Source organism: Acutalibacter sp. JLR.KK004, from assembly GCF_036941085.1.
In the GTDB taxonomy this organism is placed as follows: Bacteria; Bacillota; Clostridia; order Oscillospirales; family Acutalibacteraceae; genus Acutalibacter.
Genome location: NZ_JAYMNQ010000001.1, coordinates 17,094 through 38,080, shown reverse-complemented (window position 1 = coordinate 38,080; position 20,987 = coordinate 17,094). Strand labels below are relative to the sequence as shown.

Genomic DNA, 20,987 nt, shown 5'->3' with positions numbered 1-20,987 from the left:
CAGCAAGGCCGCGCAGGAAATGTATCGGGTGAGCCACCCTATTGCGCAGATCACTGTGGTTATACTAAAAAATATGACCCACATGATATTCCTTCCTACCTTCTAGATTTTTTCCAAGGCGGCAAACCTTCCGATACGCTTTCCGGTTTTATCTCTGGCACGTCCAGCACGATGCCCGCCGGGAAGGTATACAGGTGCAGGTACCGGCGGTTTGCCATCATAAGCCTGTTTGTGAGGTTCACGCTGCCCAAGGCCTTATACGCGATGCTGTCCCACATGTCACCTTGCACGGTGGTGTATGTTTTTGCCATCAGTACCGCCTCCTTGCCATATCCCGGGCATAGTCGTCCATCACCCGGCGCACTTGGGCCACAAACTCATCCCCGTACTGCCGCAGTTGCTGGACGGTGTCAGGGGTGGCATTGCCCTCTATCTGGAAGTAAATCTGCACTACCACAGGCTCCCCGCCCCCGGAGGAAGCAGGCAGGGCACTGAGGGAGGGACGGGCCTGCAAGGCCGCGGTGTCGCGGGCGTTCAAAACCTGCTCTCTGCCCTGGAAGAACACCAGTTCCGGGCCGTTCTCGCCTACCATAGCAAAGCCGGGGGCCGCGTCTGTGGTGCCAGAGGCGTAGCCCCGGGTGACGGAAAGCCCCCCTGCCATTGCCCCTTGTATGGCCGCCATAGCTCCATAGGCCACACTGCGGTATGCCGCCTGCACAGACGCCGCCATGCCGTTAGCCCCATCAATGTATCCCTGCATGGTGGAGCGGGCCGACATAGCCGCCTGGGCATACATATCCATCTGGCGCACAGCGCTTTGGGTAGTAGGCACCGGCGGGCACGTCGGAAAAATCTGCCTGTCCAGTGACCGCCGGGCTGCCCGCCGCGCGGTAAAGCACCGCCGCCAGCATGGCCCGGCTCATGAAAGTATTGGGTGAAAATGTGGCGCTACCAGTTCCGCTCATGATGCCATGCTCCCGGCACCAGGCTACATCCTCCGCATACCAGGCTCCAGTGGGCACGTCTGTGAAATCTGCTGCCAGCGCCGGGACCGTGAGTCCCAGCAGCAGGACAAATGCGCAAATAAATGAAATTATTTTTTTCATAGAATCCGCTCCTTTTTAGTAGTCTGCAAACCGGTCGTTTTTGTCCAGTGCGGTCATCCGCGCCATTTCCTCATCAGTGAGCGCGAAGTCAAAGATCTCAAAATTTTCCTGGATATGCGCCTCGTTGCTGGAACCGGGGATGGCAATGTTCCCGGCCTGCAAGTGCCAGCGCAGAATCACCTGGGCAGAGGTTTTGCCGTGAGCTGCCGCGATAGCTGAGATAGCTTCATCATTGAACAACGTTTGAGTATTTCCCCGCCCTCCCAATGGGAACCAGCTTTCCATCACCGTGCCGTATTGGGCGATGTGCTCTTTCATGACGGTGCTCTGGTGATAGGGATGGGTTTCGTTCTGAATCAGGGCAGGCTTCATTGTCGTGGCGCTTATCAGCCGGTCAAAATCTTCCGGCTCGTAGTAGTTTGACAAGCCAATGGAACGCAGCTTGCCATCGGTCACAGCCTGCTCCATGGCTTGGTATGCGGCAACATCGTTTTCCGGCTGGGAGTGATGGAGAATCATCAGGTCGATATAATCCAGGCCCAGGCGCTGTAAAGAAGCATCGATAGCTGCCGGGCCGTCATCATAATCCGACGTCCACATTTTTGTGGTGACGAAAATTTCTTCCCGGGTGACAAATCCCTCGTTGATGGCCCGCCGGATCCCCCGGCCCACACCATCTTCGTTGCCGTAAATGCGGGCGGTGTCGATGAGCCGGTAGCCGTCCTTTAATGCCCAATAGACAGAGTTCTCCGCTTCCTCTGAGGACAGCCGGAAACAGCCGATGCCCAAAATGGGCATTTCAATGCCGTTGTTGAGCAGGACCGTGCCGCTCTCCAGGTCAAATTCACCCACAGCTTTTTCTGCCGGTGCTTCGCTCTCCGCTTGGCTGGATTCGGGTTCCACAGACGCTTCTTCCGCCAGTGAGCTGGAGGGAATTTTGCTATCAGCGGCAGGAGTGGGCGCTGCCGCCTGACTGGAACTCTCCGGCCTTTCGGAACTTTCCACAGTACGGGACGTGTCGCCAGCACATCCGGCCAGCAACAGGCACGTCAAAAGCAAAGCAAGCAATACATGTAATTTCTTCATGAACATATCCTTTCCTATTGGATTATCAGCGTTTCCCCCGGGGCCAGGATGATGCGGTTCTCCACGTCAAACCGCTCCGCGATTTCACGGTCAAAGCCCACCTTCTCCTGGTCTGTGGTCATGTGGTAGGGAATATTGTGCTTGGCGCCAACCATTTCCGCACACTGGGAGGCTTCCTCCAAGCCCATGTTGAACACACCATCGCAGCAGAAAAAGGCGTAGTCGATTTCTTTCTCCGCCAGCTCCGGCATTTGCTCCGTTGTGGAGGTATCGCCGGTCACGCAGATGGAGCGTCCGTCGGAGAAAGTCAGCACATAACCGGCGCACTGGTTCACGTCGAGCCAATCGTTGTACCCGGCCTCCACAGCCTCAACGGTCACAAAACCCAAGTCAAAGGTCTGATGTTCGCCATTTATAACGGCTTCCCGATGGGTGATGATCTGGCAGTCAGGGTTGCGGTTCTCCACTTTTTCAACGGCGCTGTGGTCATAGTGGCCGTGGGTCACGAGGATCAGGTCTGCGGGCAAATCGTAGCTGTCCCCGGCGTAGGGGTCGATGTAAATTACTTTGCCCTCGCTGGTGACAATGCGCAGGCTGGCCTGGCCCTGGTAGAGCAGGGCAGCGGGGCTGGTGTCGGGTGTGGGGGCAGGTGCGCTCTCTGCTGGGACAGGAGTCGCCGGAACTGAGGTTACGGCAGGCGTTTGCTCCGCCTTTGGCGCGGAGGATGATACCGCCCTCTCCCCCTGGGGCGCGGAGCAGGATGCAAGGAACACCATGGGAATCAGCAAAAGAAAGATCATTTTGCGTTTCACTTCTCCAACACCTCCGCGCAGCCACGCAAATGTTTCACCACCTCGAGCCGCTGGGGACAGACCTTCTCACATTGCCCGCACCCGATGCAGTCAGAAGCCTTACTGCCCCCGCCCACTGCCTGCCGGTAAGCGGACTCGGTCTCTGCCGCCTGGCCGTTTGCCAGCCGCTTATTCATGGCGGTAAATATCTCCGGGATAGGGATGTTCCTGGGGCAGCCCTCCACGCAGTACCGGCAGCCGGTGCAGGTGATGGCCGCCGACTTGCCCATGATCCGCTGGGCCTGCTGGATGATTTTCTGCTCCGTATCGTCCAAAGGCCGGAAGTCCCTCATATAGCTGAGGTTGTCCTCCATCTGCGCCAAATTGGACATCCCGGAGAGCACCGTCATGACCCCATCCAGGGAGGCCGCGAACCGAATGGCCCAGGAGGCCGAGGACATCCCGGGACGGCATTCGCTGAACAGCTTTTTTACCTCCGCTGGAGGGTTCGCTAGTGCGCCGCCTTTTACCGGCTCCATGACCACAATGGGGACGTTGTGCTTTCGGGCCACCTCATAATTGGCCCGGGCGGTGACCTTCGGGTTTTCCCAATCCAGATAGTTGATCTGCAGCTGTACAAAATCCACATCGGGATGCTGGTTCAAAAGCTGGTCCAGCAGTTTTGGCCCAGCGTGGAAGGAAAATCCCAAGTGCTTGATCAGCCCCTTCGATTTCTGCCCATAGACAAAGTCCCACAGCTTCCAGCGGTCATATTTTGTGTAAGCGCCCTCCATCAGGGCGTGCAGCAGGTAGTAGTCGAAGTACCCGGCCCCAGTGCGTTCCAGGCTGGTGGCAAACTGCTTTTTCGCGGTCCTCTCTCCGGGGGCCATCATGGCGTTGAGCTTGGTCGCCAAGGTGAACAAATCTCTTGGGTAACGCTCCACCAGCGCCTTGCGGACAGCCTGCTCCGAGCCGGGATAAACGTGGGCGGTGTCATAATAGGTGCCGCCCGCGGCCATAAATTGATTCACCATTTCCTTCACCTGGGTGATGTCAGTCAAAATCCCCTTTTTAGGCAAGCGCATCAACCCAAAGCCCAATTTCTGCATGAGTGTCCTCCCTGTTCCACAAAAGGCCCCGCACAGAGCAGGGCCTCTATTTGATATATTTATGCGTTCATCTCCGCAATCGCCTTGTCAATTCCAGCCACTTCCTCCGCGGTCAGCCGGATATCCCCCGCCCCGGCATTCTCCTTCAGGCGGCTGGATTTCCGGGTCCCGGGGATGGGTACAATCCAGGGCTTCTTGTTAATCATCCACGCCAAAGACAGCTGGCCCAGCGTGGCATTTTTCTCCTTCCCCAGCCGGGTGAGGTAGTCCATCAGGGGCTGTGTCTTGTCCATGGTCTCATCGCTGAACCAGGCGGAACCCTTGCGGAAATCCCCATTTTCGAACTCCTCGCCCTTGCGGTAAGCGCCGGTGAGCAGCCCTTTGGCGATGGGGCAGCAGGACACCAGCCCGATGTTCAGCTCCTCGAAAGTGCTGAATAAAGATTCATCGGGAGCGATCAGGGAGTACACATTTTGGGAGGCGGTCAGCGGGCAGATTGCGTGTGCCCGGCGGATGTATTCCTCGCTGGCCATGGACACGCCCCAGTGCCGAATTTTGCCCTCCTTGATCAGCTCCGCCATGACCTGGGCCACGGTTTCCGGCTCCACATTGGGGTCTACTCGGTGCTGGTAGTATAAGTCGATATAATCCGTATTCAGCCGTTTTAGGCTCTCGTCCACGGACTTTCGGATGGTCTCCGGGCGGGAATCCACATTGAGCTTGGGATGGTACTCGTTTTCGCTGTAGTCGAACCACACGCCGAACTTGGTGGCGACCACCAGCTTGCCACGCATACCGGCAAACGCCTTGCCCAGCAGCTTTTCGTTGTGGTGAGGGTTCTCCTTGTAGCCGTAGGTCTCGGCAGTGTCGAAGAAGGTGTAGCCATCCTCCACAGCCTCACGCAGCAGGCGGACAGCCTCGTTTTCCTCGGTGGGCGCGCCGTTGGCGTGGGACAGGCCCATGCAGCCCAGCCCGATGGCGCTGACTTTCAAATCCTTGCCTAAAATTCTGGTTTCCATAATAATCCTCCTGATAAATTTATGATTAGTCCATATACTCCGAACCCATGTTGACGTCCTTGCGCCTGCCGTAGACTTTCAACTCCGCCAGTCCATTTTCCAGCTCCTGGAACTCCGCATCAGTCAAATTGACCTCGCTGGCCCGGAGATTTTCCAGTATCCGCTCCTGATTCTTGGAGCCGGGTATCGGCACCACACATGAATATTTGTGTAGCATCCAGGCCAGGGAGATTTGCGCGTTTGTACAATTCTTTCTCTTTGCCATATCGGACACCAGGTCGACAAAGGGCTGGTTCGCCGCCAGATTCTGCTGACTCAGCTGAGGCACCCAGCGGCGCACATCATCCCCCACAAACTTGGTGTCAGCCGTCACCTTGCCGGACAGGAACCCGCTGGCGATAGGCGAGAACGCCACAAATCCGATGTTATTTTCCTGGCAGTAGGGAATGACCTTCTTCTCATAGTCCCGCTCCATCATGGAGTAGATGTTCTGCACGGCATTTACCGGCGTTACCTGGTGCGCCCGGTCGATGAAGTCCACCGTCACCATGGACAGCCCCCAGCCCCGGATAAGTCCCTCATCTATGAGCCTGCCCATGCCCTCGGCGACCTGCTCAACCGGCACGGCGGGGTTGATGCGGTGGAGGTAGTACAGGTCAACATAGTCCGTTTGCAAGCGGGTAAGGGACGCTTCCAGATGCTTTCGGATGGCGTCATAGGCGGAGCGCCTGGCCTCGCCTGTGCCGATGAAGAGCTTGGTGGCCAGCACCACGTCCTCCCGGCGGCCCTTAATGGCTTTACCTACAATCTTCTCATTGTGCCCGGTTTCGGACATATAGGGGCCGTAGGCTTCAGAGGTGTCCAGGAAATCACAGCCATAATCCAGGGCCTTTCGAATGGCCTCAATGCTGTATTCCTCGCTGGGGATCTGCCCGTAGCCGTGGGAGAAGCCCATGCAGCCCATACCGATTTCGCTGACTGTCAGCTTGCCCAATGCCATTAAGTTAAGCGCCCCCAAAGAGCCCCGCTATCGTGCCGGAAGATAAAACCAAGAAATCCGATTACCCGAGGAAACAGGTCTCTGGAAAGCCCGTCCCCGCCTTACCGGAAAGCGTTTTCTGTAAAGCAACCCTTCCAGTTCTCGAAAAGGTTTCCGTAAGAAAGCACAGCAGGCAAAGACAGCGTCGGAAAAATTGAGGCGCTGTTTTTGTTTTGTGTTGTGGCAGGAAAGCTTCACGTTCCAGGCTGCTGCCTGTGCAAAGTTAAAAATCAGGAAAGCAGCAAAAACCTCCTGTAAAATAAGTTCTGGAATTTTGGAGTGGAGATGAATGAGCGCCACTGAATATTTCAGGCTGCGGAAAGATGTTTCGATGCCCCAGCGTTTGGCGTAAAGAGCTTTCAAAGTTTCGGGCGGAAATTGATTTTTATTCAGATTTGTCAGGAAGGTTTCCGTTTTTCCATTGCAGAAATTTACGCGTACGATACGGAAAGAAAGCCGGTAAAAGCCAACGCTTTCTACAGGCAGGAAATCGAAAACACGCTGACTTGTAAGCTTATAATAATCTGCCGGAACAGGGATATTTCTTGTTTCCAGTTTTCGTTTTGTGAGGCGCCCCAAAGTGAGGCTTGCGGGTATATCAAATTCGGGAAAACAAGGAAGTTTTACACCAAAAACCGAATCCCTTTCCTTCAGGCGGATGACATATTTCCATCCCCGGTTTTCCAGATGCGCCAAGTTGTTCAGGGACGCATAGTTCCGGTCAGCTAAAAGGATAACCGGCTCTGAAATCCGCGAACGGTCTGTCATTTCACACAGAGCTTTGCCTTCATTTTTCTCGTGTTCCTTTTGGACAATTAAGTCTGTATAAATGCCGTTTTCCAAGTCAAAAAGAGCGTTTATCAGGTGCTTGTTCCAACCGTGCTGGCGGTCTGTTCCGGGCAGATAAGAAAGCAAATCTGCAGGGTATGCTGATGATTTCAAGGACGTTCCATCCACTGCCAGCAGCCGATATCCCCGGTACTTCTTTTCGGGGGTAAGTGAATTTGAAAAGCTGTGAAATAAGTCCTCCAAGGCTTTAGGCAAAAGCTTTTTCCGCTGCTGCACAAAGGCGGAGGCAGAAGGTGTTTTTTCTTGAAAACGGAAAGCTTTCATGAGATTTTTGCCCACGCTTTCACAGCTCATGGTGAGCAAGAAGAAAATGATATTTTCAAAATCCAGCGCCCTGCGGCGGGTGAAATCCCGTCCCGGCCGGCTGGCGTAAATTTGGGGATTCTTTCCCATTTTCCTTACCTGAGACAGCAGCTTTTTTCGTAAGTTTTTTGCGGTTTGTTTCATTTTATAAGCCCCTTGAAGTTTTTATTTTTCAAGGGGCTTCGCCGCATATTTTTCTCATTTTGTCAAGGGCTTTTTGCCGGTTTCTTTATCTTTTTACAAAATGCTTAACTTAATGGCATTGGTCAGCTTGCCACAGTTTCTGGTTTTCATGGTTTGCCCCCTTTAGTCTGCCGGAGCCCAGCCGGAGAAGTTGCGTTCCTGTTCCTCCAGGGTGGCGGTGTAAAAGCCTTTGCCGTTATCGATTGCTTTGATTCTTGCCATCTCGTCATCTGTCAGGGCAAAATCAAAAATATCAGAATTATCACGGATATGCTGGGGGTTGGTGGATTTTGGGAAGATAATGTTTCCAGCCTGGATATGCCAGCGGAGAATGACCTGCACGTTGGTTTTGCCGTACTTTTGGGCCAGTTCGGTAAATACCGGCTCATTGATAAGCCCTGGGTCGCCGTGGCCGATGGGATACCAGGATTCGATCACTGTGCCGTAAGGAGCCAATCGTTTTTTCAATTCCTCCTGCTGGAAATAGGGGTGGCACTCCACCTGTAAAACCGCCGGTTTGATAGCAGCGGCCTCACAGACTTCCTCCAGCCGCTCAGACTCAAAATTGGACAGACCGATTGCCCGCACCTTACCCTGGGCCACGGCCTTTTCCATATCCTTCCATGCGCCCATATAATCGCCTACCTGCTGATGCAGGAGCAGCAGGTCAATATAGTCGATGTCCAGCCTGGAAAAGTCGCTCTGCTGATCCACATAGTGTATCATGCCCACCTCAATGTGGTCTGTGCGAAGACGGGTGAGCAGATCGGCAAAAGCGGCTTTCACCTCGTCCATGTTCCGGGTGCGCTTATACTGCCCATCCAGCCAGGCAGAGCACAGGTGGGCCTGCAAAATAAACTTTTCCCGCCTGCCCTCCATGGCCTTTCCCAGCACATCCCGCACATAGGGCTCCGGGTTATACAGGTCGAAATAATTGATGCCTGCCCCAATGGCGGCTTGGATCAACGCCAGAGATTCCCCCTCCGCCCGGTTGACAAAAGCCTCGCTGCCTAGACCGATTTCACTGACATTCAGGCCGGTTCGACCCAGCCTTCTGAAATTCACAAAGAAACCCCCTTTCCGATTATCTCAGCATAGATTGTATTGCCAACTCCCTCACCGCCGCCCGCACATTAAAGCGCTTGGGGCAGTGGTCCGTGCAGGCCCCGCACTCGATGCAGTCGATGGGCAGACCGCGCTTACGGAAGTCCTTGATGGGCCGGAGGGCCGCTTTCTCCCCGGTTTGGAATTTGCAGTATATTTTCAGCATTGCCGGGATATCAATGTGCCCAGGACAGCCCCGGGAGCATTTCTGGCAACTCCCACAGCCTGCCAGCTTTTCCGCTGTGATAGGCACGATGGTTTTCGTCCTCATGGTGAACCCTCCTGACTTTCTTTGAGTTCAGTATACCGGCTCTGGATGGGAAAGTACACACCATTTCAGCAGGAAATGGGGCATACGCCACACTTTCTCTGAAAGTGTGGCGTAACTCCTTGTGCTGCTTTGGAATTTGCCGCTGCAAGCGGCAAATTCAGGCAGACAGCCGGTAAGCTGTCCCTCTCATCACGCTTTCTGCTGTCTGCGCCACACTTCACGCAAAAATGTGGCGTAACTTTATCAGAGAAATATTGGTCAGGTGTTGCATATTTAGCAGGTGTATATTATAATGGTGGAAAGGAGGGCTGACCATGCCGGAAAAGAAGGTGGACTTGCGCGTCCAGCGCACCAAGGAGAACATCCGCCGGGTGTTTGAGGAGATGATCTGCGAGATGGACTATGAGGAAATGTCCATCAAGGAGCTGACCGAACGAGCGAAAATCAATCGCAAAACATTCTACCTGCACTACGACTCTCTGGACGACCTGCTTAGAGAGATTCAGAACGACCTGGCCCAGGACTTTATCAAGCGCACCGAGGGCATGGTGCGTCCTCGGGACATGGACAAGATCACCCGGGAGTTTTTCCTGTCCCAGGAGCGCCTGGGCAGGCTGGGGGAGCGCATCACCTGCGCGGGCAGCTACCACTATGTGAGCCGCCGGATCACCAGCGACATCATGAAACAGACCTGGACGGAGAGCCCTGGCGACCCCTTCCGGCAGGACATCATTATGACCTTTATCTCCCAAAGCACCCTGGCCATTTACAAGCAGTGGGTGGCCGACGGCAAGAAGATCCCGCTGGAAGAAATTATAGAACTGGCTATCCAGCTGGTGTGCCATGGGGTAGATGGGATAAAGCTGTAAAGCAAAAGCGCGGGGCTTTCGGGCCTCGCGCTTTGTATGGTTATTTGTCCATCTCTGCCGACACCTGTCTGAGATAGTCCCGGATGGGCAGGTGCTGTGGGCAGTGCTTCTCGCACTGTCCGCACCCGATGCAGTCCCCGGCCTTACCGTGGCTCTCGGTGAGGTTGGCGTAATAGGTTGCCGCCACCATGCCTTGCGGCCCGCTGAAACGCTTGAGGTTGTTATAGATGGCGAACACGTCCGGGATGGCAATGTTCTTGGGACATTTGGCTTCGCTGACGCAGTACCGGCAGGCGGTACAGGGCACAGCGATGCTGGCCCTGATGATCTCTGTGGCCTTTTGGAGCGCGGTGTTCTCTGCTTCGTTCAGGGGCTGGAAATCCTTCATATAGCTGAGATTGTCCTTCATCTGCTCCATATTGCTCATGCCAGAGAGGACGATCTTCACATTCTCCTGGCTGGCGGCGAAACGAATGGCCCAGCTGGCGGTGGACAGCTCCGGGCGCTGTTCCTTCAGAATTATATCCGCTTCTTCGGGGATGCTGGCAAGGCTGCCGCCCTTGATAGGCTCCATGACCATCACCGGCTTGCCATGCCTCCGGCAGACCTCATAGCATTTACCGGATTGGACAGTGGGGTCTTCCCAGTCCAGGTAGTTGAGCTGGATCTGCACATATTCCACCTCCGGGTGGTCGGTGAGGATGCGTTCCAGCAGGCCGGCATCATCGTGGAAAGAGAAACCAATGTGCTTGATCTTGTCCTCGGCTTTCATACGGGCGATAAAGTCAAAGGCATTTGTCTGCTGAACTTTCTCATAATTGCCGCTGCCCAGAGCGTGGAGCCAGTAGTAATCGAAATACTCCACCCCGCAGCGCACCAGTTGCTCGTTGAAGATTTTAGGCAGGTCATCGGCGGTATTGACCGCGTACATGGGCATTTTGTCGGTGATGGTGAAACTATCCCGGGGATAGCGCTTGACTACAGCCTCCTTGAACGCCCGCTCGGAATTGCCGCCGTGATAGGGCCAGGCGGTGTCGAAGTATGTACCACCCGCTTTGATGAAAGCGTCGGCCATCTCTTGGAAAGCGGGGATGTCGATCTGTGTGTACTGGCCGCCCACGGTGGGCAGGCGCATGAGGCCGAAACCGAACTTTTGCATGGGTATCCCTCCTTGATTGGTTTGCCGGAATTTCTATGGGATAATTATAGCAGGCAAAGATGGGGATGTACACCACATTTCGGCAGAAAAAGAGGTTTATGCCACAGGCGGGGTGGAATTTTTATAGAGGCGGCCTTTTATGATAGGACTCACCTCATCCTTTTTGCCGCCGCGTCCGCCAGTCCCATTCGGTTCAACGCTTCGTCGATTTTTACGATGTCCTCCACACCCAGCGCCACGTCGGCAGACGCAAGATTTTCCTTCATGCGCTCTACATTGCGAGTGCCGGGGATGGGCACGATCCAGGGCTTTTTGCGGATCATCCACCCCAGGCAGACCTGGGCCATAGTAGCGGACTTTTCCTCCGCGATGCCACGGATCAAGTCCAGCGCCTGCTGGTAATACCGGAACCCTTCCTCCGAAAACTGGAACCGCCCTCCGCGGTTGTCCTCCGGGTGGTCGAATGTGGGCCGCTCCGCGTAGCGCCCGGACAGGAAGCCCTTGGCAAGAGGCGTGAAGGCCACCAGTGTGATGCCCAGCTCCTCAAAGACGGGGAACAGCTTTTCCGTGTCCCGGTCGATGACGGAGTACACGTTCTGCACCGCCGACACGGGGCATACGGCGTGGGCGCGGCGCAAATAATCTTCCTCCACGCAGGAGATACCCCAGGCGCGGATCTTTCCTTCTTTCTTCAGCTGTGCCATGGTTTCAGCGACTACCTCCGGCTCCACATTGGGGTCTACCCGGTGCTGGTAGTACAGGTCGATATAGTCGGTCTGCAAACGGCGAAGGCTGCCCTCAATGGATTTTCGGATGGTTTCCGGACGGCTGTCCATCTCCAGGTGGTCGCCCATATGGCGTACCCCGCACTTGGTAGCCAGCACGATTTTGTCCCGGAAGCCCTTGATACCCTGGCCCACAGCTTCCTCGTTGTAGGCGGTAGTGCCGTCCGGATTGGTGCCGGTGTAGCACTCGGCGGTGTCGAAGAAGGTGTAGCCCATCTCAAAAGCAGCCATGATTTTCTCCGCCGCCTCGGCCTTTTCCAGGGGGGTGCCAAAGGCGTGGGAGAGGCCCATACAGCCCAGGCCAACCGGGCTGATTTCTATGCTTGTGTTCCCTAAAATACGCTTTTCCATATTGATTCCTCCGTCTAAATGCATTGTACAGACTCTTTTGCCCAATCGGCCACCGTTTTTTCTGATTGTGCCGCCTTGCTGCCCACAACCGCCAGCCCCCTGCCAAAGCTGGCCCCAGCGCAGAGCTTCCTCAAATCTTCTTCACACCGCCCCAGCCCGCTGCCCTCGTGGGTCATGAGCGGGAACACCCGCTTGCCGGTAAAGTCCAGCCGTTCCAGTTGGCTGAACACGGCGCAGGGGTAGGTGCCCCACCAGCAGGGGCCGCAGACGAAGATGCTGTCATAGCCGTCCAGGCTGTCGAGATATTTCTTTAGCTCCGGGCGGGCATCTTGCTGTAATTCAGCCTTTGCCTCTTTGATGCATACATCGTAGCTGGCAGAGTAGGGCTTCACGGTTTCGATCTCAAACAGATCGCCGCCCACGGCCTGCCGGATGAACTCCGCCACAATCTCTGTGTTGCCTTTGGGCAGGCTGACAATAGACCCGCCCGCGTAATTCTCTCCCTTGCGGGAGTAGTAAAGGATCAGGTTTTTCATCACTTATCAAACTCCTTGGACACGTCCTCCAGCAGCTTGCGGATCTCCAGATGCTGGGGGCAGATTTTCTCGCACTTGCCGCACTTTAAGCAATCTTTGGCCTTGGTGCCCTCGCCGGTATGGATGCTGTTATAGTAGTAATCGGTGTTCCAGTTGCCGAAGGCTTTTTTGGCGTTGAGTAAGGAGAACAGTTCGGGGATATGGATGCCCTTGGGGCATTCCTCCATGCAGTAGCGGCAGGCGGTGCAGGGGATGAGGTTCTGGCTGCGGAAGATTTCCGTGACCTTGCGTACGGCCTCCTGCTCGGCAGGGGAGAGGGGCTTAAAGTCCTGCATATAGCCGGTGTTGTCCTCCACCATCTCCATATTTCCCATGCCGGAGAGCACCACCTTGATGTTCTCAAACCCGGCGGCAAAGCGGATGGCGTAGCTGGCGTTGCTCATATCAGACCCAAGACTGTCAAACACCTTCTGGGCCGCTTCCGGCAGGTTCACCAAGCTTCCGCCCTTCACCGGCTCCATAACCACCACGGGCTTGCCGTGCTTCACGCACACCTCATAGCATTTGCGGCTCTCCACGGAGGGGTCCTCATAGTCCACATAGTTGAACTGAATCTGCACCAGTTCCACCTGGGGGTACTCGGTCAGGATCTGCTCCAACATCTCCGCCCGGTCGTGGAAGGAGATGCCGAAGTGCTTGATCTTGCCCTCAGCTTTCAGCTCCAGGGCGGTTTCATAGGCGTGGTAGCGCTTGAATTTTTCAAAGATATTCTTATCCTGGGCGTGCATGAAATAGAAGTCGAAATAATCTACGCCCACGGCCTCCAGCTGGCTCTGGAACAAGGGCCGGATGTCTTCCTGTTTATTGAAATGGTGGGTGGACAGCTTGTCGGTGATGGTGTAGCTCTCCCGGGGATAGCGGCTCACGAGGCAGGCTTTCAGGGCCGCCTCTGACTGGCCGCTGACATACCCGTGGGCCGTGTCGAAGTAGGTAAAGCCCCGTTCCATGAATTTGTCCACCATTTTGCTGAACAGCTCCGTATCCACCTTGCCATTTTCCAACAGGGGCAGGCGCATACAGCCGAAACCGAATTTTTTCTCGCCAAACATATTGCTCATTTTTATTTCCTCCCAGGTTTTTTCTGTGCCCCTATCATAACAAATCTTCCCAGGGCGAATCAATTCGATTTTCCGTGGTATTTCATAAGAAAGGCTTATAGAAAAAGCGCCCACCTCTTTGGTGAGCGCTGCTGCTTTATTCTGACGGGGCAAACTGTTCTTTCAGCACATCTGCAAATTCCTCCACATAGTACCCGGAGTTTTCCTTGTCCCAGAAGGCACAGTAGTTATGTAAAAGGGGCTTGCCGCCCCGTGTCAGGGGGATGCGCCGCAGGCCCCTGCCGGACTGCCCGGCAAGGGCGCCCTCCAGCAGCAAAAAGCCTTTGCCGCTGACAGCCAGCAGCTGCCCTTCCTCCAGGCTGTGGGCAAAGAGGAACCCGCCCTGCAGCCCCACCTGCTCCCGGTAGTAGGTACACTCGGTATCCCATTGCTCTATAGAGCTTACCAGAATGCAAGGGAAATCTTTCAAATCTCCTGCTTCCACAGAATTCCGCTGGGCAATGGGGTGGCGGGCTGTCAATTCCACCTGGTAAGGGCGCGCCGCCAGGATCTTATTATAGTACCGCTCTGAAAAGGCACGGCGCTGGTCGCTCAAGAGGAAATCCGTGCGGTCGTCCCGGATCAGCTTGTACAGGTCCTCATGGCTGCCGGTGATGAGGTGCAGCTCCACGTTGGGGTGGCGCTCTGCAAACACCTGCACTGCCTGATGGAACTCCGGCCCGGCGAAGCTGCGCAGGCAGCCCAGCCGCAGCTGGGCCTTGCCCTCGCCGTCTACTTGCTTGATTTCCCGGCAGAGCTTATCCCACTCGGTGGTGATGGCGAGGCTTCTCCGGTAGAGCAGTTCCCCCGCTGGGGTCAGGGAAAATCTACGGCCCTCCCGGCGCAAAAGGGGTACGCCCACCTCTTTTTCCAGCGCCTGCATCTGCTGGCTGATAGCCGACTGGGAGATAAAACATTCCTCCGCTGCCTTGGAGAAACTGCCGTTGCGGACCACAGACTGAAAATATTTCAGCTGTTTTAGCATGGCGCTATTTCAAACCGGCGCTGGCAGGGAGATTGGCAGCTGGTCTTTTTGTTCACAGAAACCCCTCCTTTGGATTTCCTATATTTTACACCCTGGAGTGGGGGGGAAGTCAAGGGGGCATAGCTTTTTCCTTTCTGTTGTACATATTTTCAAGTAGGTAGTTCCCTACACCCTCCACCATGACAGGAGGCACCTGCCACCGAGAGAGCGCAAAGGCTCCCTGGCGGCAGGTGTTTTCCTTTCACATATTCTTGAGGCGAAAAAGCAAACTGCTTTTGCCGCCCTGGGCGCGGTAGCGCTGCTCCGTGTATAGCAATTTTGCTTTCCTCAAATCCTGTAATGCTCTGCGTACTGTAGACTGCGACAATTTCAAGTCCCCAGCAATCGTAGGAATTGCAGGCCAGCACTCGCTATCTTTATTGGCCCGGTCTGCAAGATAGATATAAACGGCCACTGCCCTGTGCTGCAAGTCCATCTTGTAGAGAAAATCAAACCGGCCCATCCTGCACTACCTCTGGTTCCCTGTTGTGGGGAGCCACCTCTTTTAGCGGCCTGTTTTGCCTGTTGGCGGGGCCTTTCTTCTTTGACGTGCGTTTGCGCTGCTTTTGCGTGGGAGCGTCCTGACTATGCCCACCAGCAGGCACATCTTCAAGAGGAGTATCGTCCTCCTTTAGCAAATCCGGGTGGTATTTCAGCACGATGGCTTGAAGCAGTTCATTTTTCTCTGCATAGGCAACCTTGCGGTTACCGTTCTCCGGAACGGAGTACTGCTCGTCGAACTGGATGCCCCAATCAAAATAGAGCTTTAACCTGACCTTCATGGGATAAAACCCGGTTTTCATTACGATAAACTGACCCTTTGGCATGGACTTCAACTCGTCAGGAGTCATGAGCGGTCTTTCTATCATTTGCAGGGATTGACTGGGGTCGTTCTTGCTCCGGGAAACAGAGCCCGACATCACTGTTCTGCTGCCCAGCGCCTTGGACAGCACCTCGGCAGAACCGCTGTTGGGCGCGAACCCGCCGAAGATGATGTCGGCTAAGTCGGCGGGATTACTCCCGCTTTCTCGCCTAAGAACCGTACGTGACAGTTTCCCGTCATACGGCTCAAGCATTTCATCACGCTTTCGCGCGGCGCTCCAAGAAAATTTGCTGGCAATGTTTGTGGACGTAGACCATGTTTTTGACCTCGTCCGTGCCGCCCATGTTGATTGGTGTTTTGTAAAATATTTCTTTATCTTTACCAATATCCATGGGAAGACCACAGTGAAAACAACACCCATTTTGTTCTTTCCAGACCTTTTTGAACCGTCCGGAGAGATACTTTATCCCGCGCTGAAATTTGCGGTCTTTGAAATATTGGGTGTCAAAATAGGGGTTTGCGTCCATTCGTACTTTGGTATGGCGAATGATGGGGAAGTAGGCAATATTCAGTAGCCGCTCTTTATCTGTAGAAAATATCCAGTTTTGCAGTTCCCGACTGTGCCAATAATTCCTCACTATCCACTTGCGGTTCTTGTTGGGATGGCGGCGCTTGGCCCATCTCCACAGCATTTCGTAGAGGATGTGGTCAATGCGTGAGAATGTCTCGCTGGAACAGACAGACTGGTGGTAGTTCGCCCAGCCCCGGAGCTGCTGATTCAACTTGTGTATCAACTGCCCTTGCCCCCATGATTTGCCTTGCCCTAAAACCGTATCGTGCAGCTTGGAGATAAAGGCTTTCACAGACTTTTGTGACGGCCTGACAATGAGCTTTCCCTTAAACTTACGAAATGTCCAGCCCAGCATATCAAAACCGTTATCAATATGAGTGATGACCGTTTTTTCTTCGGATAGTTCCAGACCCCTGGTTTGCAGGAAATCGCGGATGATTTCTTTTGCTTCTTCCGCAATCTCCTTGGTAGCCGCAGTGACAATAAAATCATCGGCATAGCGCACCAGATTGACCTGGCTCTTGTTGTGGACGAACGCACTGTATTTCCCTTTCCTGCTCATGTCAAAGCGGCTTGATAATACTTGCTGTAAACCATCCAGCGCCATGTTGGCGAGGATGGGGGAGATGATACCGCCTTGTGGTGTGCCTTCATCCGTAGGGAACAGTTCTCCCTGGAAGACGAAACCGGCTTTTAGAAATTGCTTTAATACAGACTTGTCCATGGGAATATTGTCTATAAGCCATTGGTGGCTGATGTGGTCAAAACACCCTTTGATATCTCCTTCCAACACCCACTCCGGGGAAAAGCTGCGGCTAAGGGCCGTGAATATATATTCACAGGCATCCTGGGCGCAGCGCCCTTTGCGGAAGCCAAAAGACTTCGTGTCTGCTGTTGTCTCCGACACCGGATCGAGGGCCAGGGCATAGAGCGCCTGCATGGCCCTGTCATACATACAGGGAATACCCAGCGGGCGTTTCTTTTTCTTGCCCGGTTTCTCGATATACACCCGGCGGAGCGGTTTTGCCTTGTAGCCTTTGTCTGTCAGGGTGAGCGCGCCGCGCATTTTCGCGGCGGGAGTTTTCCAAAGCTGCTTGTCCACGCCCGGTGTGTTTTTACCCTTGTTCGTGGTCACTTTTCTGACAGCCAGCACTTTAGCGTAGTACGAATGAATTAACAAATATTGCAGTCTTTTCACTGTGTTCCATTTCTTTTCATGGTGTCGCCGATAATTAAGCAACCTACAGTTGCTTAATTATCGCAATCACTGGCTTGCAGCCTATTAACGTCCAGCTCCGCTTTCTTCCAGTCTATGGATTTCCACTGCTGAGAAAGCACAGCTTTGTCCGGCAACCTCTCAGGGCTTTTACGCCCCGCCGTTGAATGATTACCGTTCATAGGTTTACCTCCATTTCTTGCCATGAAATACCATCATGTTAACCATGATTTATGGATAAGTCAGCGCCCTTTCAGGCTGGGGCAAAGTTTGAACCCCTATCCCGCCCCATTACAGAGCAGGCATTCGCTTTTTATCCTGTTCCTCTACCCTCTGCGCCGTTTCTTCTCCTTGCGGGGTCGATACCTTTCCATTCCTGGAAAGGAACGCATAGGGCTTACCACGTTCCGTGTAACGAATAATTATGCGTGCTTTAGGAGCCGTCTATGAGCCGGGAGGATTGCGTCCATTTGTCCAGGGTACAAGATACTTCCCCAGACCACCCCCGCACCTTTTGGTTCAGGCGGTTGCACCGTATGGCGCCAGCCTTATTTCGCCTGTTCAACGTAACGACCCTTACAACGATTCACATTACATTCTCCATGGCACGCTTATCCTGGCAGTACGACCGCATTAGGCTTGCAGTTTTCCCACGTTGTCCCACAGGTTTCCAACCCCGCCGTTACCAGCGGCGCAGGCTGTGGTAGGATTACCCCAAATGGATAGGGTAGCTTATTAGGCAATTCTGTTACGCGACTTCGTGTCGCACGTACTGAACATTATCCATGAAAATTTTGACGTTATCCCCATTACGCAAAACTACATTTTGCAACTGCACAAGGTTCTGTACAGCCACATGAATAACCCAATGGCTGGTAAAACCAAAAGTGTGCAGAACTATATCAGTGCCACTTATCCAGATGGCCATGTGGAAACTCTGTTTACCCCGCTGCCTCCCTATGAAACAACGGAAGCACTGGATGGGATTTGTGAGGAATATAATCGTGTTATCGGGAATATGGAAGTTGAGCCGCTCATAGCGATTCCTGTTTTTATTCACGATTTTCTGTGTATCCATCCGTTCAACGACGGGAACGGCAGAATGAGCCGGTTGCTTACGACTCTGCTGCTTTACAAAAATGGTTTCTATGTTGGAAAATATATCTCTCTGGAGGCCAAAATCGCCAAAAACAAAGACCTTTACTATGACGCGCTCAATCAGGCCCAGGCTGGCTGGCACGAGGGAAGGGAGGACGCCATTCCCTTCATCAAATATTTATTGGGTACGGTTCTTGCCGCTTATAAGGATTTTGGGGAGCGCTTTGCCTTGGTAGAAACCAAGCTTCCTGCGCTTGAAACCGTACGGCGTGCTACGATGAATAAGATTGGGCGATTCACAAAGCAGGACATCCGGGAACTATGTCCTGCTCTCAGCATCAGTTCCATTGAGGGTGGACTTCGTAAGCTGGTAGCGTTCGGTGAACTAAAACGCGAAGGGGTTGGGAAAAACACCTGCTACTTCAGGTTGAAGTGATTCCCTTCATTTAGCAATTATTTCCCTTAAAATTTCAGATAAATTAAGAGAGCAAAGATAATGATAGGAGCGGACTTGGTTTCAAGTTCCGTCTGCAACTCAACAATACCATGGGAGTAATTGACAGTGACTACTATTTTTCTGACAACGAGGGACACATCTTCGCCAAGATAACTAATGACAGTAATGAGGGCAAGGCAGTTTCGCTTAAGGCCGGAGATGCCTTTATGCAGGGCATTTTCCTGCCATACGGCATCACGCGGTCAGATGACGCCCATGGCGTAAGGAATGGTGGTATGGGCTCTACGGATGGGGCAAGAAAGTGAGCTGGCAATTTTGGGTAACAACTCTCCTGATAGTTATTCTCAATACGTTTCTGATGGTAGTATGCATTAAGAGAACGCTGTATATCCTTAGAGATAGGCATCCAGACTGGGAGCTTGAGGTTTTTGCCGCCAGATGGAATATTCTTTTGGATTGAGTTCGGGATAGCAATGTCAATCCCGTTTCTGGGGGTATTGTGTTGCATTGCATTCATCTTTGGTAGTAATATCATATGCGATGTAGCTGCGCGGCGTATTGAGAATAATGGGCGGCACTGATTTCCAAAATGCGCTCGTATTCTTCCTGCGTAATGAGCTGCATTTTCAGCAGTAGCCGGAGCATATTCACGCTATAAACGAAAGCTGAATTGTTTATATCCATACTCACAACAACCCTTCCATATATTTTATTCCGAAACTGACGATAATGGCATAGTCGACTCGGCCCATAGCGGTTTTGTCCAGTCTACCGCTATACCGAATCAGCCTGCGCTTATCTATGGTACGAATCTGCTCCAGCAAGACAACAGATTCCATTTCCAGCCCCTCCGCATGGACTATGACGTGGGTGGGCAGTTTCGCTTTCTCCGATTTGCTGGTGATAGCCGCCACGATAGTGGTCGGGCTGAATTTGTTGCCGGTATCATTCTGGATGACGAGGACAGGCCGGGTACCGTCCTGCTCACTGCCCACGACCGGCGATAAATCGGCGTAGTAAATTTCGCCGCGCTTAACATTTCTCATAATTCCCTCCATAAGTAGAGGCGGCAGTCAAAGGACAGACTACCGCCTTGTATCAATCGTTTTGCTCGTCCATATTTGTTCTCAACATCCCTGGACATGGAACGCACCTTCCAACCATGCCATTGGTTTCATTGGATTCTCACCACCCCCAGGATCTCTGGAGGGCGCCCTCCTTTGCTGCGACGGGTCACGCTCGGCTTTAGGACGGGACGCAAGTATCATTATCCCTTCTGCCGGTCATCGCCATCGATGGATGTGCGTTCCATCGTCTGAGCCTGGAGGCCAAAAGCTGGCGTCCGCTCATGTAGCTGCCGCTCCTCACGGCGGCAGAAGGAAAGTAAAAGGTGCGCTGGGTATTCGATTTTCAAAGAGCAAGGAGGGGATAGGAATGACCCCTCACTTTCCAAGCCGAAAAGTTGAGGGGTCTATGCGCAAAAATTTTAAATTTTCATGAGAAATTTCAATTTCTCAACTATTTTGCTGATTTTGCGGCACACATTGGACTGGTTGATACCCAGAATCTTGGCAAGATCAACTTGGGAAAACCCTTGTTGGAAATGCAGTGTTATCAGTTCCTGTTCATCTATTGACAGTTGCAGCACGGCCTTGTGAAGCTTGTCCACCAAGACATTCTTTTCTGCCTGACCTGCCGTGTCAGTTACCGTATCCACCAGGATGTCCTCACCGTTGAACTCGTTCGTGGTAAGCATATCATAGGAAAAATCGCTGTTATCTTTTGAGCGTTCCTTCAAGTATTTCTGACGGCGTTTGTCCTTGTAGAACGTTCTGTACTCGTCCTCGGGAACTTCCATCAACATACCGTGCAGAGGGATAAACCGCCTGCCATGGTATGTATCTGCCTGTTGACGAAACTCGGCATAACTGAGCTCCAGGTAAGTTTTTCCATCCAAAACGAACACTTTCTTCAGTGCATATTTCACCGTATATTCCTCCAATCAATCTGTTTTGGGTTGACAAAACGATTGATTGGGGTGGGCCTCGACAACCGGTTGGAATAAACAGGCCCACATTGCG

The 20,987-nt window shown here is 53.4% G+C and carries 24 protein-coding genes and 1 pseudogene; 2 read left to right on the top strand and 23 right to left on the bottom strand.

Going from position 1 to position 20,987, the window contains the following annotated elements; genetic code table 11:
- Positions 1 to 95 precede the first annotated feature (95 nt).
- The 11 genes from VSQ30_RS00215 to VSQ30_RS00165 all read right to left on the bottom strand — a co-directional run bounded on the left by VSQ30_RS00215 (position 96) and on the right by VSQ30_RS00165 (position 8,860).
- Positions 96 to 311 (bottom strand): tail protein X, encoded by a 216-nt coding sequence (locus tag VSQ30_RS00215; protein WP_334461226.1) that lies wholly within the window; start codon positions 309 to 311, stop codon positions 96 to 98.
- Entirely contained in the window at positions 311 to 802 is a 492-nt protein-coding gene (locus VSQ30_RS00210; protein WP_334461224.1) for a hypothetical protein, read from the bottom strand. The genes VSQ30_RS00215 and VSQ30_RS00210 overlap by 1 nt, the downstream gene beginning before the upstream one ends.
- Positions 744 to 1,106, bottom strand: a complete 363-nt coding sequence (locus VSQ30_RS00205) for an S-layer homology domain-containing protein (RefSeq protein WP_334461222.1) — start codon at positions 1,104 to 1,106, stop codon at positions 744 to 746. The genes VSQ30_RS00210 and VSQ30_RS00205 overlap by 59 nt, the downstream gene beginning before the upstream one ends.
- 15 nt (positions 1,107 to 1,121) lie before the next feature.
- Positions 1,122 to 2,192 (bottom strand): aldo/keto reductase, encoded by a 1,071-nt coding sequence (locus VSQ30_RS00200; RefSeq protein WP_334461220.1) that lies wholly within the window; start codon positions 2,190 to 2,192, stop codon positions 1,122 to 1,124.
- A gap of 14 nt (positions 2,193 to 2,206) precedes the next feature.
- Entirely contained in the window at positions 2,207 to 3,004 is a 798-nt protein-coding gene (locus VSQ30_RS00195; protein ID WP_334461218.1) for an MBL fold metallo-hydrolase, read from the bottom strand.
- Positions 3,001 to 4,092 (bottom strand): aldo/keto reductase, encoded by a 1,092-nt coding sequence (locus VSQ30_RS00190; protein WP_334461216.1) that lies wholly within the window; start codon positions 4,090 to 4,092, stop codon positions 3,001 to 3,003. Before VSQ30_RS00190 ends, VSQ30_RS00195 begins: the two co-directional genes overlap by 4 nt.
- Before the next feature lie 59 nt (positions 4,093 to 4,151).
- Positions 4,152 to 5,111, bottom strand: a complete 960-nt coding sequence (locus VSQ30_RS00185; protein WP_334461215.1) for an aldo/keto reductase — start codon at positions 5,109 to 5,111, stop codon at positions 4,152 to 4,154.
- A 25-nt stretch (positions 5,112 to 5,136) separates the two neighbouring features.
- Positions 5,137 to 6,111, bottom strand: coding sequence for an aldo/keto reductase (locus tag VSQ30_RS00180; RefSeq protein ID WP_334461214.1), 975 nt, complete (start codon positions 6,109 to 6,111; stop codon positions 5,137 to 5,139).
- Positions 6,112 to 6,138: 27 nt separating this feature from the next.
- Positions 6,139 to 7,446, bottom strand: a complete 1,308-nt coding sequence (locus VSQ30_RS00175) for an IS4 family transposase (RefSeq protein WP_334461212.1) — start codon at positions 7,444 to 7,446, stop codon at positions 6,139 to 6,141.
- A 162-nt stretch (positions 7,447 to 7,608) separates the two neighbouring features.
- Complete coding sequence (locus VSQ30_RS00170) at positions 7,609 to 8,550, bottom strand: aldo/keto reductase (RefSeq protein WP_334461211.1); 942 nt, start codon at positions 8,548 to 8,550, stop codon at positions 7,609 to 7,611.
- A 19-nt stretch (positions 8,551 to 8,569) separates the two neighbouring features.
- Positions 8,570 to 8,860 carry a 4Fe-4S dicluster domain-containing protein gene (locus VSQ30_RS00165; RefSeq protein ID WP_334461210.1) on the bottom strand — a complete coding sequence of 97 codons (291 nt, stop codon included), beginning with the start codon at positions 8,858 to 8,860 and terminating at the stop codon, positions 8,570 to 8,572.
- A gap of 314 nt (positions 8,861 to 9,174) precedes the next feature.
- Here VSQ30_RS00165 and VSQ30_RS00160 point away from each other — a divergent pair, with 314 nt between their 5' ends.
- Positions 9,175 to 9,729: a TetR/AcrR family transcriptional regulator gene (locus tag VSQ30_RS00160; protein ID WP_334461207.1), complete on the top strand. Its 555-nt coding sequence runs from the start codon at positions 9,175 to 9,177 to the stop codon at positions 9,727 to 9,729.
- A gap of 40 nt (positions 9,730 to 9,769) precedes the next feature.
- Here the strand turns inward: VSQ30_RS00160 and VSQ30_RS00155 are convergent, their stop codons facing one another.
- The 9 genes and pseudogenes from VSQ30_RS00155 to VSQ30_RS00115 form a co-directional block, all read right to left on the bottom strand.
- Complete coding sequence (locus tag VSQ30_RS00155) at positions 9,770 to 10,888, bottom strand: aldo/keto reductase (protein ID WP_334461205.1); 1,119 nt, start codon at positions 10,886 to 10,888, stop codon at positions 9,770 to 9,772.
- Positions 10,889 to 11,037: 149 nt separating this feature from the next.
- Positions 11,038 to 12,024, bottom strand: a complete 987-nt coding sequence (locus VSQ30_RS00150; protein WP_334461203.1) for an aldo/keto reductase — start codon at positions 12,022 to 12,024, stop codon at positions 11,038 to 11,040.
- Between the two features lie 14 nt (positions 12,025 to 12,038).
- Positions 12,039 to 12,560 carry a flavodoxin gene (locus VSQ30_RS00145; protein WP_334461201.1) on the bottom strand — a complete coding sequence of 174 codons (522 nt, stop codon included), beginning with the start codon at positions 12,558 to 12,560 and terminating at the stop codon, positions 12,039 to 12,041.
- Positions 12,560 to 13,678, bottom strand: a complete 1,119-nt coding sequence (locus VSQ30_RS00140; RefSeq protein WP_334461200.1) for an aldo/keto reductase — start codon at positions 13,676 to 13,678, stop codon at positions 12,560 to 12,562. The genes VSQ30_RS00145 and VSQ30_RS00140 overlap by 1 nt, the downstream gene beginning before the upstream one ends.
- Before the next feature lie 136 nt (positions 13,679 to 13,814).
- A complete protein-coding gene (locus VSQ30_RS00135) occupies positions 13,815 to 14,702 on the bottom strand; it encodes a LysR family transcriptional regulator (protein WP_334461198.1) in 888 nt (295 codons plus the stop codon).
- A gap of 241 nt (positions 14,703 to 14,943) precedes the next feature.
- Positions 14,944 to 15,204, bottom strand: a complete 261-nt coding sequence (locus tag VSQ30_RS00130) for a helix-turn-helix domain-containing protein (RefSeq protein WP_334461195.1) — start codon at positions 15,202 to 15,204, stop codon at positions 14,944 to 14,946.
- Positions 15,191 to 15,739 (bottom strand): annotated as a pseudogene (locus VSQ30_RS00125) (type IV secretory system conjugative DNA transfer family protein); the annotation flags it as partial. The gene VSQ30_RS00130 and the pseudogene VSQ30_RS00125, both read right to left, overlap by 14 nt.
- Positions 15,740 to 15,821: 82 nt before the next feature.
- Entirely contained in the window at positions 15,822 to 17,333 is a 1,512-nt protein-coding gene (gene ltrA / locus VSQ30_RS00120; RefSeq protein ID WP_334461193.1) for a group II intron reverse transcriptase/maturase, read from the bottom strand.
- Between the two features lie 53 nt (positions 17,334 to 17,386).
- A complete protein-coding gene (locus tag VSQ30_RS00115) occupies positions 17,387 to 17,533 on the bottom strand; it encodes a hypothetical protein (protein WP_334461191.1) in 147 nt (48 codons plus the stop codon).
- Positions 17,534 to 18,111: 578 nt separating this feature from the next.
- Between VSQ30_RS00115 and VSQ30_RS00110 the strand changes: the two genes are divergently transcribed.
- On the top strand, positions 18,112 to 18,885 hold the full coding sequence (locus VSQ30_RS00110; RefSeq protein ID WP_334461189.1) for a Fic family protein: 774 nt from the start codon (positions 18,112 to 18,114) through the stop codon (positions 18,883 to 18,885).
- Between the two features lie 552 nt (positions 18,886 to 19,437).
- Here VSQ30_RS00110 and VSQ30_RS20570 read toward each other — a convergent pair.
- From VSQ30_RS20570 to VSQ30_RS00100, 3 genes are all read right to left on the bottom strand, one after another.
- Entirely contained in the window at positions 19,438 to 19,551 is a 114-nt protein-coding gene (locus VSQ30_RS20570) for a hypothetical protein (protein WP_350339950.1), read from the bottom strand.
- Between the two features lie 41 nt (positions 19,552 to 19,592).
- Complete coding sequence (locus tag VSQ30_RS00105; protein WP_334461188.1) at positions 19,593 to 19,952, bottom strand: type II toxin-antitoxin system PemK/MazF family toxin; 360 nt, start codon at positions 19,950 to 19,952, stop codon at positions 19,593 to 19,595.
- A 440-nt stretch (positions 19,953 to 20,392) separates the two neighbouring features.
- On the bottom strand, positions 20,393 to 20,893 hold the full coding sequence (locus tag VSQ30_RS00100; protein WP_334461186.1) for a sigma-70 family RNA polymerase sigma factor: 501 nt from the start codon (positions 20,891 to 20,893) through the stop codon (positions 20,393 to 20,395).
- Between the last annotated feature and the right edge of the window lie 94 nt (positions 20,894 to 20,987).